Origin of the sequence: Pseudomonas sp. 7P_10.2_Bac1, assembly GCF_025465935.1 — a bacterium.
Taxonomy (GTDB): domain Bacteria; phylum Pseudomonadota; class Gammaproteobacteria; order Pseudomonadales; family Pseudomonadaceae; genus Aquipseudomonas.
The window spans coordinates 36,483-52,132 of sequence record NZ_JANLNV010000075.1 but is presented as its reverse complement, the minus strand read 5'-3'; the positions used below and the strand labels follow the sequence as shown (position 1 = coordinate 52,132).

The window sequence follows — 15,650 nt, the reverse complement described above, 5'->3', positions numbered from 1 at the left end:
ACCGCGGCCTGCCTGATACACCTCGGCGGCTGTATCGCGAGCAAGACCGCTCCCACGAATATTCTTCGCTCTAGCGCCCTTTTATCACCATCTCACCCTGGGACTCGCCCACGGCCTGCCAGTTTGGTCGGTACATCGACTCCACTTGCGGCGGCGGCACACGGTAGGTGCCCGGCGTGACGGCACGCGCCAGGTACAGCAGATGCGTGGTGCCGTAGCCGTTGAGTTTCACTGCCGCTACGTAACGGTCATCGCGGTATTCCTGATGCTGCACGCTGGCGTATTGCATTGCGTCACGCCATTGCTTGACCTGTGAACTGGCGTTTTCAAGGCTGGCAGCACTCTGCCCCAGGTTCTGGTTTTCCAGTTCCAGGCCGGCTGGCAACAGATCGACCACCAATGCATCCGGCACCGCCTGTTTAGCCGTCACGGCCACGTGGACCAACACCAGATCACCGCTTTTCAGGGCCTTAATGTTCAGTGGCTCGCCATTCATGCCCAGGTAATCGCGGCGAATGGTCATGTTCTCGCCACCGGGCGCTGGCGCCTGCTGTGGATAACCCGAGAGGGTCAGCTGTTGATACACCGCGTCGCTGCCTTCATTGCGCAGCGTCAGCGGCGGAGTCAGCAGCGCACCATCGAGTTTGAGCCCAGACTGACGGTTGTTCAGCTGGCGGGTTTGATCGCCGCTGGTGAGCTGGGCCGTCCAGTTGCTTTCGGGCTGGATCAGCACATCACGCCCGGCCAGGAACAGCGAATTACGCTCCTGAGTCGACAACCAGCGGGTGCCCGCCAACAGATCCGACAGTTCAAACAGACGCTGCTCACGTTGACCTGCCATTAAGTTGTTTTCTTCCAGCAACGCCAGAATCAATGCCTGATCGCGCAGCGGGCTGCCGTAATCGCCCAACCATTGATTGCTCTGACGCTTGGCCGCCAACCCGGCCAACAGCGCCTGATCGGCACGCGGCTGGTCGCCCATCTTCTGCAGCGCAATCGACAGTTGCACCAGCGGCAAACCGGAACGCGCATCACTGCGACGCTCGAAAATGCTGCGCAAAGCTCCCAGTGGCGCTTGTTGGCTGCGAGCCAGAACCAACGCCGCATAGGCCTGCACGGCAAAGCGGGTGTGGTCGAGGTTATCGCTGTAATCGGCTTCGATCAGGTTGCGCTCCTGCACATAACGCAGCAGTCGCTCGTTGGCCTTTTTCAACGCATCGGCCGGCACGGCATAGCCTTGGTCACGAGCGCGCAACAGGAAGTCGGTGATATAGGCCGTCAGCCAATACTCTTCCTGCCCGTCTGCGCCCCACAAGCCGAAGCTGCCGTTGTAACGCTGCATGCCCAGCAGACGCTCGATACCGAGTTCGATTTTGCGTTTGCGCTCGGCATCCGGTTCTCCTTCAAGCCCCAAACGCTTGAGCAACGCGGCATCGGCATACAGCGCCGGATACAGGCCGCTGGTGGTTTGCTCGGAGCAACCATACGGATACGCCTTGAGCGCACGAATCTGTTCACCCAGGTTCAACGGCGGGCGGCTCGACAGGCTCAGCAAGGCTTCGCGCCCGGCCGGTTCAAAGGCCTGCAACTCGCCTTCCGGCAGGCTCCATGGCTGATCCTTGAGCACGGCGCGGTACTGCCTGAGCATCGCCGGATACGCCGGGCGTACGCCCAACGTCCACTCGCGGCTGAACGGCGGCAGGGTTTCGCCCGGCAGGTCCAGGCCGTTGACCGTGACCTTCACCACACCTGTGCCAAAACCGCCCAAGGCCTTGACCGGAATCTGCAAGGTGCTGCGCTGGCCGGGGCTCAGCGTGACGTGCTGGGCAGCATCGCCGAGCAGGCTGAGCTGGCCATCAACGTTGAGAGTGACGTCGAGTTTTTGCGGTTTGTCGGTCAGGTTGGACACGTCCAGCGCCAACCGTGTCTCGTCACCGCCAGCCAAAAAGCGCGGTGCCGCCAACTCGGCCACCAGCGGTGCGGCGACCACGGTTTTGGCCTGGGCCATGCCGTAGCGATCATCGGTCCAGGCTTGCGCCATCAAGCGCAGTTCGCCGTTGAAGTCCGGAATGTTGACGCTGATTTCACCTTGGCCCTGCTCATTCAAGGTGACCGGCGCACTTTGCAGCGCGACGATGTTGACGCTGGTGGCCGGGCGTTTACCGCCTTTTGCCAAGGCCGCGTCACCACCGAATGCCAGGCTGGCCAGGCGGCCCTGCCCGCCCTCGATCAATTGCCCGTAGATATCCAACTGATCAGCGCCGTAGGCCTTGCGCCCAAACAGGCTGGCGTATGGGTCCGGGGTCGCATAGTCAGTGATATTCAGCACCCCGACGTCCACCGCTGCCAGCAAGACGTGAGCCTGCTGGGGAATGCTGCCGTCGGCGTTTTTAGCCGTGACCTTCACCGTCAGCGGCTGCTTGGGGCGCATTTTTTCAGGCGCATCAAGGGTCAGGGCCAGCTTGCGCTGGGTGCGATCCAGCGGCAGGTGCAGCACGCCGACCGCACGTTTTGGCGTGATATTGGTTTTGCGCTCGCCGGGACGAATCACCAGCGCGCTGACATACAGATCGTGTCGCGCCCAGTTCGGGTCAAGTTTGAAATCGAAGGTTTTACCTTCTGCCGGGACTTCAATTTCTTCCCACCACAATGGGCCGTCGCTGCCTTCGACCAACAAGTAGCCTTTGCCCGCTGCGGGGGGTGTGACCGTGACTTTGGCGGTATCGCCGTCTTTATACGCCGCCTTGTCCAGCGCCAACTTGACCTGGTCCGGTCGCACAGCGCCACCCTCGGCGTTGTCCTGCGCACGATAACCGGCCCAGAAACGCAGGCTGCTGACCAACCCGGTTTGCGGGTCTTCGACTTCAACGCGGTAAGGGCCCCACTCCACCGGGAAGCTGACCTTGGCGGTTTCTCCGGCCTTGACGTTGACCGTTTCTTCGTTGAGGTTCAGAAACTTCTCGTTGTAGTGATAGCTCCAGCCGTCGCTGTCCGAGTAGTTCCAGTAGTAGTCGCGGCGCTCACGTACCAGGCGAACCTTGAGGTTTTGCGCCGCCAGTTTGTGGCCCTGATTGTCCGCCACCAGCAGTTCGAATTCGGCCGGCGCATCGCCGTCGGTTTCAGTGCCGTTGAACAGCCCGCGCACACCGGGCAAGCGGTCAGCAGGCCATACCGGTTGCACCAGACGCCGGGTAATCGGGCGACCGCCCGATTCCTGCAAGCTGGCCTGCACGATCAATTGCAGCGGCGACCGGGCTTCGCTCCACTGGCTCTCAATGCTGAGTGTTTCTTTGCCATTGGCGTTGAGCACGCTCTCGTCCAGTTCCAGGTCCTGGGTCAATTCCGGCTCGGTAACGGAACCGAACTGGTAGCCCGGCAAGGCACTCACGGCCTCACGCAACGGGCGCACATAGACCTGACCGCTCAAGCGATTACCCGCCGCCGGGGCGCCATACAGGTAACGACCATTGACCTGAATCTCGGCGGTTTGGTCCGGACGCAGCGGCTTGTCACTGCCTTTGAGTTCGAGCGCCATGCGCTCGGGTAAAAAGTCTTCAACCGAAAACTCATACAACTGCGGCTTGCCGTCACCCAGGTCGAAGACTAACTGCCAGCGACCGGTGGGGGCTTCGCTCGCCAATGGCAGGGCGTACTGATAGAAGCCCGAAGCATCCGGCTCCCAGACAATTTTGCGGCTGACTTGATCGTCCGGGCGGCGCACTTCTACGCTGACCGGCTGCGGCTTGACCGGCTTGCCGTCGCGATCACGCAGCAAGGCATTGAGCAGCACGGTTTCGCCCGGGCGGTACAGGTCACGCGGGCCGAACACAAAGAATTGCAACGGGTGCGCTTGCGGGCCACCGATGTCGAACTCGGCCAAATCCAGCGCAGCAGTGTTCAAACGCAACAAGCTGGTCTGATCGCCCTGGCGTGCTACCAACACATCAGCCTTGGGCGGCAAGGCCAGTTCGGCGTGGCCCTCTTTATCGGTTTTACCCTGGACCAGCATTTTGCCTTTACCGTCGAGCACCTGTAGCTCGACGTTGGCCAAGGCACTGCCGCCCTCCAACGCTTGGGTGAACACATCCAGGCGCTTCTGATAACGGTGTACGGAAAGGCCGATGTCACTGAGGGTGAATAAAGTGGCCGGGGTCGAATAGTTGTAGCTGCCTGACGCGGTCATCACCGCCAGGTACACGCCCGGCTGCTGCAACGGTTTGATTCCCGAGGTGGGCAAAATCACGGTTTCACGGGTGTTGCGTGCCGGGTTCAGGTCAAAGCGCCCGCCATAGACCAGTTCGGCCATACTCAACAGCTCTTTGGACTCGTAGCTTTGCAGGCTGCTGCTGGCGCCCCATTGGCTCAGAAAAGCCGGCAAGGATTCGGGCTTGATCCGAAAGAACTCCACGTCAACCTTATCGACGTTCAACGCGATAACCGGCAAGCCTTCGGCCAGACGCGTGGGCAGCAAGCTACCCCGGCTGGCAAAACCAACGGTCGGCTGCAGGTCACGGGTTTCCAGACGGCTGACGAACTCGCCAGCCAGGGTTGCGTCGGTGACGGCACGCAGGCCAGGGTCGACGGTCAGGATCAATTTGCGTTGCGGTTCCAGATGGCGCAGGTGCAGTTCCATCAGGTTATCGGACAGCTCCCAGGCGCCATCGACCTTGCCGGTCTTGGCATCGACCAGGTGCAGTTTTTCAGCGAAATTTTGCTTGGGGTCCAGCGGCACCGAGAAACTCACCGACAAAGTGCTGGCACCGTCCAACTGCACTTCAGAGACATCCACCACGTTCAACTCACGACCGGCATAGCGCTCAGCCAGCACCTTGGGGTCTTGCACTGGCTTGGCGGCCTGGGTGGCGGCGGCCGGCTTGGGCGTCTCGGGCTTGGAGGACGAAGAGGAATCACAAGCACTCAGCAGCGCCAGCGCGCAGGCCAGGAACAGTCCTTTGTTAAGCATGGTGTACTCATTGTTGTGGCAGTGAAGGGGCAACTATATAACAGCGTGGCGTTAACGGCAGACGCGCTGGTCGTAAAGGACCATTTTCCTAGGGCATAGTTCCTTTAGTCGCTACCAAATAATGAGGCTGCGACTACAGGTTTTGGCAAGGCGCAAGGAGGGTGAAGGCTGCTTCCGTTACAATGCCGGTCCCCAAAGGAGCCTGCATGTCTTTTCTGTTAGCCGACTGGCGCGACCGCCCGACCCATCGCCGGGTGTGGGCGCTGGCTGCGCCGATGATTTTGTCGAATATTTCCGTGCCGTTGGTGGCGCTGGTCGACAGCACCGTGATCGGTCATTTGCCCCACGCTCATCAATTGGGCGCGGTGGCGGTCGGCGCCAGCCTGTATATCTACCTGGCCTGGATGATGGGCTTTCTGCGCATGGGCACCACGGGCTTTTCCGCACAAGCCGCCGGGCGTAACGATGGCGCAGCGCTGCGGCAAATCCTGCTGCAAGGATTACTGTTGGCGCTCGGGCTTTCATTGTTTCTGGCTGTCATTGCGATCCCGTTCAGCGGCGTGGCGCTGAGTGTCATGCAGCCTTCTGCCGAGCTGCATGACATGACGCTGGCGTTCTTCCACAACCGTCTGTTTGGCCTGCCCGCCTCCCTGGCCAGTTATGCGCTGGTGGGCTGGTTTCTGGGCGCACAAAACGCGCGGGCACCGCTGGCGATTTTGCTCACTACCAACCTGATGAACATCGCCCTCAACCTGTGGTTTGTCCTCGGTCTGGACTGGGGCGTGGTCGGCTCCGCGCGGGCCTCGGTGATTGCCGAGTGGAGCGGCGCCCTGCTCGGTTTGTGGCTGACACGCGGCGCATTGCGGGCGTATCCGGGCAAGATGGCCTGGGCCGCGCTGCGCGTGTGGCACAACTGGAAACCGCTGCTGGGGGTTAACCGCGATATTTTTATCCGCAGCCTGCTGCTGCAATCGGTATTTTTTGCTATCACCGTGCAAGGTGCGCGTTTGGGCGATGCCACCGTGGCGGCAAACGCGCTGCTGCTCAATGGTCTGCTGCTGACAGCCCACGCGCTGGACGGTCTGGCCCACGCGGTCGAAGCGTTGTGCGGGCATGCCATCGGCGCCCGTGATCGAACGGCTTTGCGTCGCTCGATGGTGGTGGCGTGTGGTTGGTCGTTACTGGCCAGCGCGCTGTTTGCGTTGCTGTTTCTGTTCGGCGGGCATCTGTTTGTCGAGATGCAGACCGACATCCCAAGCGTGCGCGAAACAGCCTTCCAGTACTTGCCGTACCTGGCCGTGCTGCCGCTGATTGCGGTGTGGAGCTACTTGCTGGACGGTTTGTTTATCGGCGCCACCCGCGCCCTGGAAATGCGCAATGCAATGCTGGTGAGCGTAGTCATCGCCTTTCCCGTCGCCTGGGCCTTGCATGGTTACGGCAACCACGGGCTGTGGATAAGTTTCTTGCTGTTTATGGTGCTGCGCAGCGCGATTTTGGGGCTATACGCCACGCGAATCCGCTGGTTTACCCCATAACCCTGTAGGAGCGAGCTTGCCTCGCGATCTTTTAAAGGGTCAAAAGATCGCGAGACAAGATCGCTCCTGCAGGTCAGTTGAGTCTTATGAGGACAAGTAAGACGAACGCGTCAGCCCCAGGCGCAAGGCGTCGAGGAACTGGGTACGCTCTTTGGCGCTGATCTTGGCGCTGGCCACTTTGTCACGGTAGTGAGTCATCAACTCCTCGGGCGACAAGTGTACGTAGCGCAGCATGTCTTCGATGGTGTCGTGGGTCTCGATACCGGCGTGGTACACGCTGCCATCGGCTTTCTGGTAGATGTTCACCGAGTCGGTGTCACCGAACAGGTTGTGCATGTCACCCAGGATTTCCTGATAAGCACCCACCAGGAAGATACCCAGCAGGTAATCTTCGCCTTCGTTGAGCGCGTGTACCGGCAGGCTGGTTTCGATGCTCTGCTCGTCGACGTATTGCTTGATCTTGCCGTCGGAGTCGCAGGTCAGGTCTTGCAGCACAGCGCGGCGCAGCGGCTCTTCGTCAAGACGATGCAGCGGCAGGATCGGCAGCACTTGGCCAATCGCCCAGGTGTCCGGCAGGCTCTGGAAGACCGAGAAGTTGCAGATGTACTTGTCGGCCAGTTTGTCGTTGAGTTCGTCCAGCACCTGGCGGTGCGAACGCTGACGCGCTTTCAAGGAGTTGTGCAGGCGACGGCACACGGCGAAGTAGCACTGTTCGGCCAGGGCTTTTTCCGACAGGCTGATTTTGCCATCGGCGTACTGGGCCGCCACGTCGCTCATGTAGTGCGTCGCGCGCCAGTAGGTTTCGGTGACCATCTCGATGTCGGTCGGGCCCAGCAGATCCACCAGCCACTGCACAGTCTCGGGCAGGCTTTCTTTGTTTTCGATCTCTGGCACGTCGTCGTTGTGCTTCTCGACGTCGGTCACTTGCACCACCAGCATGGCGTGGTGTGCGGTCAGGGAACGGCCGCTTTCAGAGAAAATGTGCGGGTGCGGCAGGCCTTGTGCGTCGCAGAACTCTTTGAGCATGCCGACCACGACACCGGCGTAATCGTCCATGTCGTAGTTGATCGAACTGGCGTTGCGCGAGTGTGTGCCGTCGTAGTCAACGCCCAGACCGCCGCCCACGTCGATGTGGTCGACCGGCAGGCCGAGGTTGCGCAGTTCGCCGTAGTAGCGAATCGCTTCTTTGAAGCCGTGCTGGTAGTCCGCCAGGTTGGCGATCTGCGAGCCCATGTGGAAGTGCAGCAGGCGAATGCCCTGGTCCAGGCCGGCGCCACGGAAGCGCTCCACAACCGACAGCAGCTGCGCCGCCGACAAGCCGAACTTGGATTTCTCACCCCCGGTGTCAGCCCATTTGCTCGACGCCAGCGACGACAGGCGCACGCGCAGGCCAACCTGTGGCTTGACCTTGAGCGAGGCCGCTTCTTCGATCACCAGGTCTACTTCGGACTCTTTCTCGATCACGATGAACACGTTGTGACCGAGCTTCTGGCCCATCAAGGCCAGGCGAATGAATTCACGGTCCTTGTAACCGTTGCAGACGATGGTGCCGCCTTTGGGGGCCAGCGCCAGCACGGCCAGCAGCTCGGGCTTGGAGCCGGCTTCAAGGCCAATCGACACGTTCTGCGTGGCGATGATGTTTTCGATCACGGCTTCTTGCTGGTTCACCTTGATCGGGTACAACGCGGTGTACTGGCTCTGGTACTCCAGGCGCTCGATGTTGGCATCAAAAGCACCGGTCAGTTGGCGTACACGGTCCTGCAAAATATCTGGAAAACGCACCAGCAATGGCAAGGACAAGCCACTTTGGCGCAGTTCGTCGACTTGCTCGTACAGATCGATGGGCGAGCTGTTCGGGCCGTTCGGACGGACTTCTACGCGACCGGCTTCATTGATCGCGAAATACCCGGCCCCCCAATGGCGAATCCCGTAAACACTGCGGCTGTCCGCAACTGTCCATTGGCTGCCATCGTCTTTGCGTGTGCGTCGTACGGACATCGAAGTCCCCTATATAAGTCAAGTAGCCAAACCTGTGACCAGGTCGGCGCAGTCTAATGAGTAAAAATGACGATTAGTCTGCTCAGGGTAGACCCTGACAACAGCGCCGAGTTTAGAAACCCGCAATAACAGGCTCTGTGAAAACCATGGCGAGCAGCACTTGCCCGGCCCTTGGAGGCGGCAAGACAACTCAACGGTGGTTTTGACAGAGGCTGCTAGCCGCCGGACTTCTTGGCTTTGAAACCGTGCTTGACCAGTTCAGCCAGTAACAGCTCAACGTGGTCGCCCTGGATCTCGATGACGCCGTCTTTCAACGCTCCACCTGTGCCACAGCGTTTTTTCAACGTGGTGGCCAGTTCCTTGAGTGCGTCTTCGGCTAACGGCACGCCCGTGATGGTCGTCACCGTCTTGCCGCCACGGCCTTTGCTTTCGCGGCGCACGCGAGCAATGCCATCACCGGCAGGGATCAGGGTTTGTTTGCAGGTACAGGCGTCCACTGGCTGACGACAGTCTGGACAGTGACGACCTGCGTCGGTGGAAAATACCAGGCCACCCAGGGCGGCGAAGGATGCGGCTTTTTTGGCCACCGGCAATCCTCATATGGAGGACAAAAAATTGGCCGGTGCATGACGCGCTTGCGCCAAGGTGTACCGACCGCGAAGCCCCACTCTGGCAGGGGCAGCGCAACTCAAGCGCAAAAGCACCTGAGCCTGAAAAGGTCGCGCAGTGTAACGACAAAATCGCTGAGGCCCAATAGCCAATTGGCGCAATTTTTAAAGGTTTTTCCTGCTGCCATTGCAACCTCTGCGCAAGCGGGCCTGCTCGCGATGGCATCAGCGTCATTCGGGCTACTGGCCGCGTAGTTCGCATCGCGAGCAAGCCCGCCCCCACCTGTCAGGCGTGCGCCAGATAACGCCTCAACGCATCCAGTGAATCTGGGCAAAAAGGCTGCTGTTCACTCAGGCGCAAGGCCTCGGCCACCGGCATGAACAACGCCTGCTGAACCTCTTCGGGCTGCACCTGCAAAGGGCCATCCCAGACGCCAGAAAACACCCCGCACCACAGGTGGTTTTGCGGAGCCTCAAAGTAGAAGCGTTCGTGCGCCGTCAGCTCGATACCGCTGACGCCCAGCTCTTCGGCCAATTCACGGGTGGCGGACTGCGCGTAGGTTTCGTTCGCGCCGACCATGCCACCCGCTGCCACATCCCAGAACCCCGGATACAGCGCCTTGCTGAGGGTGCGTTGATGCACGCACAACTCACCGGCCGAGTTGAACAATAGAATGAACGTGCCACGCCCGATCAAGTTGCGCTCGCGCAATTGCTGGCGCGGCAAAGCGCCGAGCACGCGGTCGTCGCGGTCCACCCAGACCACCTGTTCGATATCAGAGGCTGCACGGTGCGCAGCCTCTAAAGTGGAGATTGCCATCCCTTAGCCCTGCGACAGCAATTGACGAAGGTCCATGACCGCCGCATTCGCCCGCGAGATGTAGTTGGCCATGACCAGCGAGTGGTTGGCCAGAATGCCAAAGCCGCTACCGTTGAGGATCATCGGGCTCCAGACCGGCTCTTGAGCGGCCTCCAGCTCACGAATAATCTGGCGCACGCTGACTGTGGCGTTCTTTTTCGCCAGCACATCGGCAAAATCGACTTCGATGGCGCGCAGCAGGTGCGACAGCGCCCAGGCCTGACCACGGGCTTCATAGAACACGTTGTCGATTTGCAGCCATGGGGTTTCAACGATTTCTTCATCCACCACCGGTACCTGGCCCGGCTCCAGGCTTTCGGTTTTCAGTGTGGTGTTGAGCTTGACCCGACCCACACTGGCCGACAAGCGCTGCGACAGCGAGCCCAGACGCGTCCCCACATCACCCAACCAGTTGTTCAGGTTGTCGGCACGGGCATAGAACAGGGCATTTTTCTGATTTGGATCGGACAAGCGCGCCTGATAGCGGCTCAGGGATTTGATCCCTTCCTGGTATTCAGACTCACTGGACGGCAGCATCCAGCTCTTGTTGTCGAAGTTGAAACGCGGCTCGGCCTTGGCCAGATCGGCGTCTTCGGCAGACTGCGACTGCGAACGTGCAAAGTCTTTGCGCAAGGCACGGGTCAAGTCACGTACCTGCACCAGCACGCCGTATTCCCAACTCGGGATGTTGTCCAGCAACACACCCGGCGGGAAGCGGTCGTTGGACAAGTAGCCGCCCGGCTTGTTGAGCAAGGTGCCGGCGACTGTCTTGAGGGTTTCAACGGTGGTGAAGCCCGGAACCATTTGCTGGCCGGTTTTTTCAGCCGCCAACTGAGCGTTTTTCTGCACCGGGAACAAGTCGGGTTCACGGCTCCAGTACCAGCCCAGCGCCAGGCAGACCACCACGTAAATACCCACCAGCATGGCGATCGAGCGGCTCAGCAGGATGCTTTTGAAATAGCCACGCGGCTTGGCTTGAGTGTCCCTGACCGTCTCGCGGGCGCTCTCGCCCTCTCGTTTTTTCCAGTCCAGCATGGCTATGTCCTTTCAGATGCTTGATTCAACGGTTCGACCACAACCCTACCTCATCGTGCCTTATTGCACGATTTTTAATCACGACTAAGCTGACTTGCTCCATCGCCGGGCCTTACTTGAGTTTCGGCACTATAAAACATGCGTGAAGCCACGCCTATGCAGGGGCGGCCAATGGCTAATATCGGTGTGGGCGAGCTTATTTCAAGGTGGGACAGGTTCAAGCCGGACACGCAGTGATAGCATGGAGCCAGCACTCGACTCCAGCATGCCCCTAACCCAGCGGCCAGGATATGACCGAGCAAGAAGACCTCAGCCACGAACGCCTGAAGCACCACTTTGCCCAGCGCGTTACGCATCAGGCCCACCAGATTCTGGAAATCTGGCAGCGCTTGCAGACTCAGGAATGGTCGGCCTCGGGGCTCGCCGAATTCAGCGAGGCCAACGGGCGCCTGCAGCGCTTTGCCGAGCGCTTCGAGCAACCCGAGCACCGCGAACTGGCCCAGGCCACCGACGAGGTGCTGCAACAGATCGCCGATAATCGCGGGCGCCTGAGCAGCCCGCTGATCAGTGATCTCAACCGGCTGATGCAACGTCTGTCACGCACCGGCCTGCGTCAGGGTGATCAACTGGCACACACTGCGCTGCCGCCACTGCGCAAGCCGGTCTACATCCTCCTGCAAGACCTGGAGCGCGCCCAGCGCCTGACCACGCAATTGGAGTTTTTTGAACTTCATGCCGTCGCCCTTTCCAGTCCCACCGCCTTTTATCGGGCCATGGCTGAGCGCCATCCGGCAGCCATCGTGATGGAGGTGGATTTCGCCGGCCCCAACCAGGGCCTGGCGTTGGCTGCAGAGGTCCAGGTCGGGCTTGAACAGAAACTGCCACTCTTGTTCTTCAGCCAGCATGAAACCGACACCCCCACCCGACTGGCCGCCGTGCGTGCCGGTGGTCAGGCATTTCTGACCGGCACCCTTGAAGTCTCCAGCCTCATGGAGAAGATCGAGGTACTGACCTGCGTGGCGCACTACGACCCTTACAAGGTGCTGATCATTGACGATTCACGGGCTCAGGCGTTGCACACCGAACGCCTGCTCAACACGGCGGGGATCATCACCCGCACGCTGACTAATCCGATCCAGACCATGGCTGAACTGGCGGATTTCCAGCCCGACCTGATCATCCTCGACATGTACATGCCCAGCTGTGTCGGCACCGAATTGGCCAAGGTCATCCGCCACAACGATCGCTATGTCAGCGTGCCGATCATTTATTTGTCGGCCGAAGACGATATGGACAAACAGCTTGATGCCATGAGCGAAGGCGGTGACGACTTCCTGACCAAGCCCATCCAACCACGCCACCTCATTACCACGGTGCGCAACCGCGCCGCCCGCGCCCGGCATTTAAAAGCGCGCATGGTGCGCGACAGCCTGACCGGCCTGTACAACCACACGCACATTCTGCAATTGCTCGAAGACTGCACCTTCCGCGCCCGCCGCGAAAATCGCCCTTTGAGCTTTGCGATGCTCGACCTCGACCATTTCAAACGGGTCAATGATTGCTACGGCCACCCCATGGGTGACCGCGTGATCAAAAGCTTGGCGTTGTACCTCAAGCAGCGCCTGCGCAAGACCGACTTTATAGGCCGCTATGGTGGCGAAGAGTTCGCGATTGTCATGCCCGACACTGACCTGGAGTCAGCCTTCCAGATCCTCAACCTGATACGTGAGCGCTTTTGCGAGATCCAGTACCCCGCCCAGCCGACCGATCTGTGCTGCACTTTCAGCGCTGGCGTGGTGCAACTGCACAGTGATTCCGACAACCTGAAGATGGCCTCACAGGCTGATGAAGCGTTGTACTTCGCGAAGAACAACGGCCGCAACCAGGTGCAGCGCTTCGCTCGATAAAGGCTAATAGCCACTATTTTAGTCGGGGCACTCCCGCTCGTCACATCGCTGTAACTTAAGTGCAATAACTTCAGCCGCTTCTCACTGCGTAGTAGGCAGAATCTCTTATGCGCCTGAAGTTGCTCACCAACCTCAACACCGTGCTGCTGGTCGCCGTGTGTCTCGCGTTAGGCGCTACCCTGTGGTGGTCGCAACAGGCCCTGGAACGCCCGTACCTGTTGATGGAGCGCTACTTGAGCCTCTCCCAGCACTTTCAGAATCAGGTGGCGCGCAACATTGAGGACTACCTGGCCAGCGGTGATGCCGTGCGTTTAAGCGAGGCCAACAGCGCGCTGGAGACCCTCAAACAGCAACTCGCTCCGTTGCCGCCCACGCTGGCAGACGCCGTGCGCCCCAGCCTTGAGAACCTCGACACCTTCAGTAATACCGAGCTGCTGGCAGCCGGCAAATTGGCAGGTGACCCGCAAGCCTTGCTGCTGCAAGCCGAACGCGAACTGGCGGCCAACCTGGAGCAACTCGGCCAATACGCCAGCGAAGCCAACACGGCTGATGCCGCCCACTATTTACCGCCCCTGCTCACTGCTTCTCTGCACCTGGCCAAGCTCTCGCTGAACCGCGACAAACTGGTCAGCAGTGGGCGCAGTGAGTTGGCGGGCGATGTCGAGCGCGAACTGGCCAGCATCCAGGCTCAAGCTCAACAGATCGACACCTTGCCGCTGCTCGGCGTCAGCAGCAAAAGCACTTCGGGCAATGACGATTTCGCAGCAATGATGGGGCTCGAAGCCAGCCAGAACACCCAGACCGAAGATGCCGGGGTCAATCTCAAGCGCGAACTGAACAACCTGCTAAGCCGTTATCCGGCCGAACTCAAACGCACCCAGGTGCAAATCGAACAACGCACCCAACTGAGCACCACTACGCACCGCAAACTCGACGCGGTGCAACAAGCCATTGCCGAGCTTGAGCCCGTGGTCCGCGCCCAGCACGGGCAGATTCAGGACGAAGTTCGGCTGATTCAAGGCCTGATGATTGCCTTGATCCTGCTGATTGCCCTGTTGATCGACACGCTGCAACGCAAGCTGGCGCGGGTCCTGACTTACCTGGCGCCGATGCTGTCGACTTGGGCTGAAGGCGACTTCAGTCGCGACATTGAACTGGGTAAAACCAATCGCGAACTGCATGACATCGAGGCGTCTTTGAATCGCCTGCGCGCTTACCTGGTGAACCTGGTGGGCACCATCCGCCTTAACGCGGAGCAAGTCGCGGGCAGCAGCCAGACCCTGGCGCAATTGAGCACCGACTTGCACGGCGGCGCCGAGCGCCAGGCAAGCGACACCGGACAAATCCGTGATGCACTGGGCGAATTGGAAGCGACCATTTCCCAAGTGGCGGGCGATGCCAGCCAGGCCGCCGACGCCAGTCGCAGCGCTGGCGCGGCAGTTGCCCAGGGCCAATTGGTGATCGGGCAAAGCCTCACCGGGCTGCACGCGCTGGTGGGCGAAGTGCAAGGCAACGCCCAGACAGTCGAGCGTCTGGCCGAAGAGTCGGCCACCATTGGCGGGGTTCTTACGGTGATTCGCTCCATCGCTGATCAAACCAACCTGTTAGCCCTGAACGCCGCCATTGAAGCTGCACGGGCCGGTGAAATGGGCCGGGGCTTTGCCGTGGTCGCCGAAGAGGTACGCTCCCTGGCGCAACGCACCGCAGGCGCGACCAGCGAAATCCAGAACCTGATTGCCGGGTTGCAACTGGCGGCGCGCCAATCGGTTGAAGGCATGCGCGCGCAAGTGGAACACGCTCAAGCCACCGCTCAGCAAGCCCAGGATGCCGACGGCGCGCTGGATGAAATTGTCGGCGCCATTACCACCATCTCCGACACGGCGGTGCGTATTGCTGATGTCACTGCACAACAAAGCGCGGCGGTGAGTGAGATCCGCGACCACAGTGAACGTATTCATCTGCTGGGCGACGATAACTTGCAACGTATCGGTATTGCCCGCAATCAAAGTCAGCAATTATTGGAACTGGGTGCAGAACTTAATACGGCGGTGCAAGCGTTCAGGGTATAAACCGTCAATAAAACCGCGTACCTGTTACTTCTGACAGTATCTATTGCTGTCGAGAGTGATATTAAATTCATGTCGTATTAAACAGACCTCATCGGCCTGTTTCCGATATGACATGAACAGGTGCGCCATGAGACAAACCATTCTTATATTGTTTGTTCTTTACTTGCCGCTCAGTGAAAGCGCAACACTGCAGATTGAAAACCAGTCGAGCTTTATTGCCGTCATAGTCGACTACCCTTCGGGTTACCCCTGTGCACCCGACCAGCAAAAAGTACGACCGTGCCTGATACCGCCGCTCTCAAGCACCGCATATGAAATGCCGGACTCGGATGCGTTGAACGCTGCCCTGCGTTTTATTTCCATGCCGGCAACGTTGGATGTGCCACTCAGCGAGTTGAAAAAACATGCGTTCAAAAGTACCAGTGATTTCACTTACCAACCCATTGGCCCGTTGAAATATGAACAAGTGCGGTGCGAGACACCTTTTAACGAAGGCATCAGCATTAACATCATTTTGGTCGGTGTCATGGACATGACGTGTGATAAAGGCACTGATCGACGCCTTTCATGGGTCTACAAACGTAACGACGTGGATTTGAAATTCATCATCAAAGACCTGCCTGCCAAACCACGTCTTCATCCTCTGTAGGCGAAATCGTGCTCGCAATCCATTGAC

The 15,650-nt window shown here is 59.6% G+C and carries 9 protein-coding genes; 4 read left to right on the top strand and 5 right to left on the bottom strand.

The annotated features are described in order from the left end of the window. Positions 1–70: 70 nt before the first annotated feature. Positions 71–4,963 (bottom strand): alpha-2-macroglobulin family protein, encoded by a 4,893-nt coding sequence (locus NTD86_RS15485; protein WP_262203457.1) that lies wholly within the window; start codon positions 4,961–4,963, stop codon positions 71–73. A gap of 206 nt (positions 4,964–5,169) precedes the next feature. Here NTD86_RS15485 and NTD86_RS15480 point away from each other — a divergent pair, with 206 nt between their 5' ends. Further along, positions 5,170–6,498: an MATE family efflux transporter gene (locus tag NTD86_RS15480; protein WP_262203456.1), complete on the top strand. Its 1,329-nt coding sequence runs from the start codon at positions 5,170–5,172 to the stop codon at positions 6,496–6,498. Between the two features lie 84 nt (positions 6,499–6,582). Here the strand turns inward: NTD86_RS15480 and speA are convergent, their stop codons facing one another. The 4 genes from speA to NTD86_RS15460 all read right to left on the bottom strand — a co-directional run bounded on the left by speA (position 6,583) and on the right by NTD86_RS15460 (position 10,887). Beyond that, positions 6,583–8,496, bottom strand: coding sequence for an arginine decarboxylase (speA, locus tag NTD86_RS15475; RefSeq protein ID WP_262203454.1), 1,914 nt, complete (start codon positions 8,494–8,496; stop codon positions 6,583–6,585). Positions 8,497–8,711: 215 nt separating this feature from the next. Continuing rightward, positions 8,712–9,083, bottom strand: a complete 372-nt coding sequence (locus NTD86_RS15470; protein ID WP_262203453.1) for a translation initiation factor Sui1 — start codon at positions 9,081–9,083, stop codon at positions 8,712–8,714. Positions 9,084–9,390: 307 nt separating this feature from the next. Next, positions 9,391–9,924, bottom strand: a complete 534-nt coding sequence (locus NTD86_RS15465; RefSeq protein WP_262203451.1) for an NUDIX hydrolase — start codon at positions 9,922–9,924, stop codon at positions 9,391–9,393. A 3-nt stretch (positions 9,925–9,927) separates the two neighbouring features. Next, complete coding sequence (locus NTD86_RS15460; protein ID WP_410016986.1) at positions 9,928–10,887, bottom strand: DUF2333 family protein; 960 nt, start codon at positions 10,885–10,887, stop codon at positions 9,928–9,930. Between the two features lie 401 nt (positions 10,888–11,288). Here NTD86_RS15460 and NTD86_RS15455 point away from each other — a divergent pair, with 401 nt between their 5' ends. The 3 genes from NTD86_RS15455 to NTD86_RS15445 all read left to right on the top strand — a co-directional run bounded on the left by NTD86_RS15455 (position 11,289) and on the right by NTD86_RS15445 (position 15,623). After that, positions 11,289–12,905, top strand: coding sequence for a PleD family two-component system response regulator (locus tag NTD86_RS15455; protein WP_262203449.1), 1,617 nt, complete (start codon positions 11,289–11,291; stop codon positions 12,903–12,905). 107 nt (positions 12,906–13,012) lie between these two features. Then, entirely contained in the window at positions 13,013–14,974 is a 1,962-nt protein-coding gene (locus NTD86_RS15450) for a methyl-accepting chemotaxis protein (RefSeq protein ID WP_262203447.1), read from the top strand. Positions 14,975–15,101: 127 nt separating this feature from the next. Then, positions 15,102–15,623 (top strand): hypothetical protein, encoded by a 522-nt coding sequence (locus NTD86_RS15445; RefSeq protein ID WP_262203446.1) that lies wholly within the window; start codon positions 15,102–15,104, stop codon positions 15,621–15,623. Positions 15,624–15,650: the final 27 nt, after the last annotated feature.

What these genes read in the sequence shown, in the direction of transcription:
- NTD86_RS15485 (WP_262203457.1), bottom strand. Translation starts at nt 4,963, where the DNA reads ATGCTTAACAAAGGACTGTTCCTGGCCTGCGCGCTGGCGCTGCTGAGT.
- NTD86_RS15480 (WP_262203456.1), top strand. Translation starts at nt 5,170, where the DNA reads ATGTCTTTTCTGTTAGCCGACTGGCGCGACCGCCCGACCCATCGCCGG.
- speA (WP_262203454.1), bottom strand. Translation starts at nt 8,496, where the DNA reads ATGTCCGTACGACGCACACGCAAAGACGATGGCAGCCAATGGACAGTT.
- NTD86_RS15465 (WP_262203451.1), bottom strand. Translation starts at nt 9,924, where the DNA reads ATGGCAATCTCCACTTTAGAGGCTGCGCACCGTGCAGCCTCTGATATC.
- NTD86_RS15460 (WP_410016986.1), bottom strand. Translation starts at nt 10,887, where the DNA reads ATGCTGGTGGGTATTTACGTGGTGGTCTGCCTGGCGCTGGGCTGGTAC.
- NTD86_RS15455 (WP_262203449.1), top strand. Translation starts at nt 11,289, where the DNA reads ATGACCGAGCAAGAAGACCTCAGCCACGAACGCCTGAAGCACCACTTT.
- NTD86_RS15450 (WP_262203447.1), top strand. Translation starts at nt 13,013, where the DNA reads ATGCGCCTGAAGTTGCTCACCAACCTCAACACCGTGCTGCTGGTCGCC.
- NTD86_RS15445 (WP_262203446.1), top strand. Translation starts at nt 15,102, where the DNA reads ATGAGACAAACCATTCTTATATTGTTTGTTCTTTACTTGCCGCTCAGT.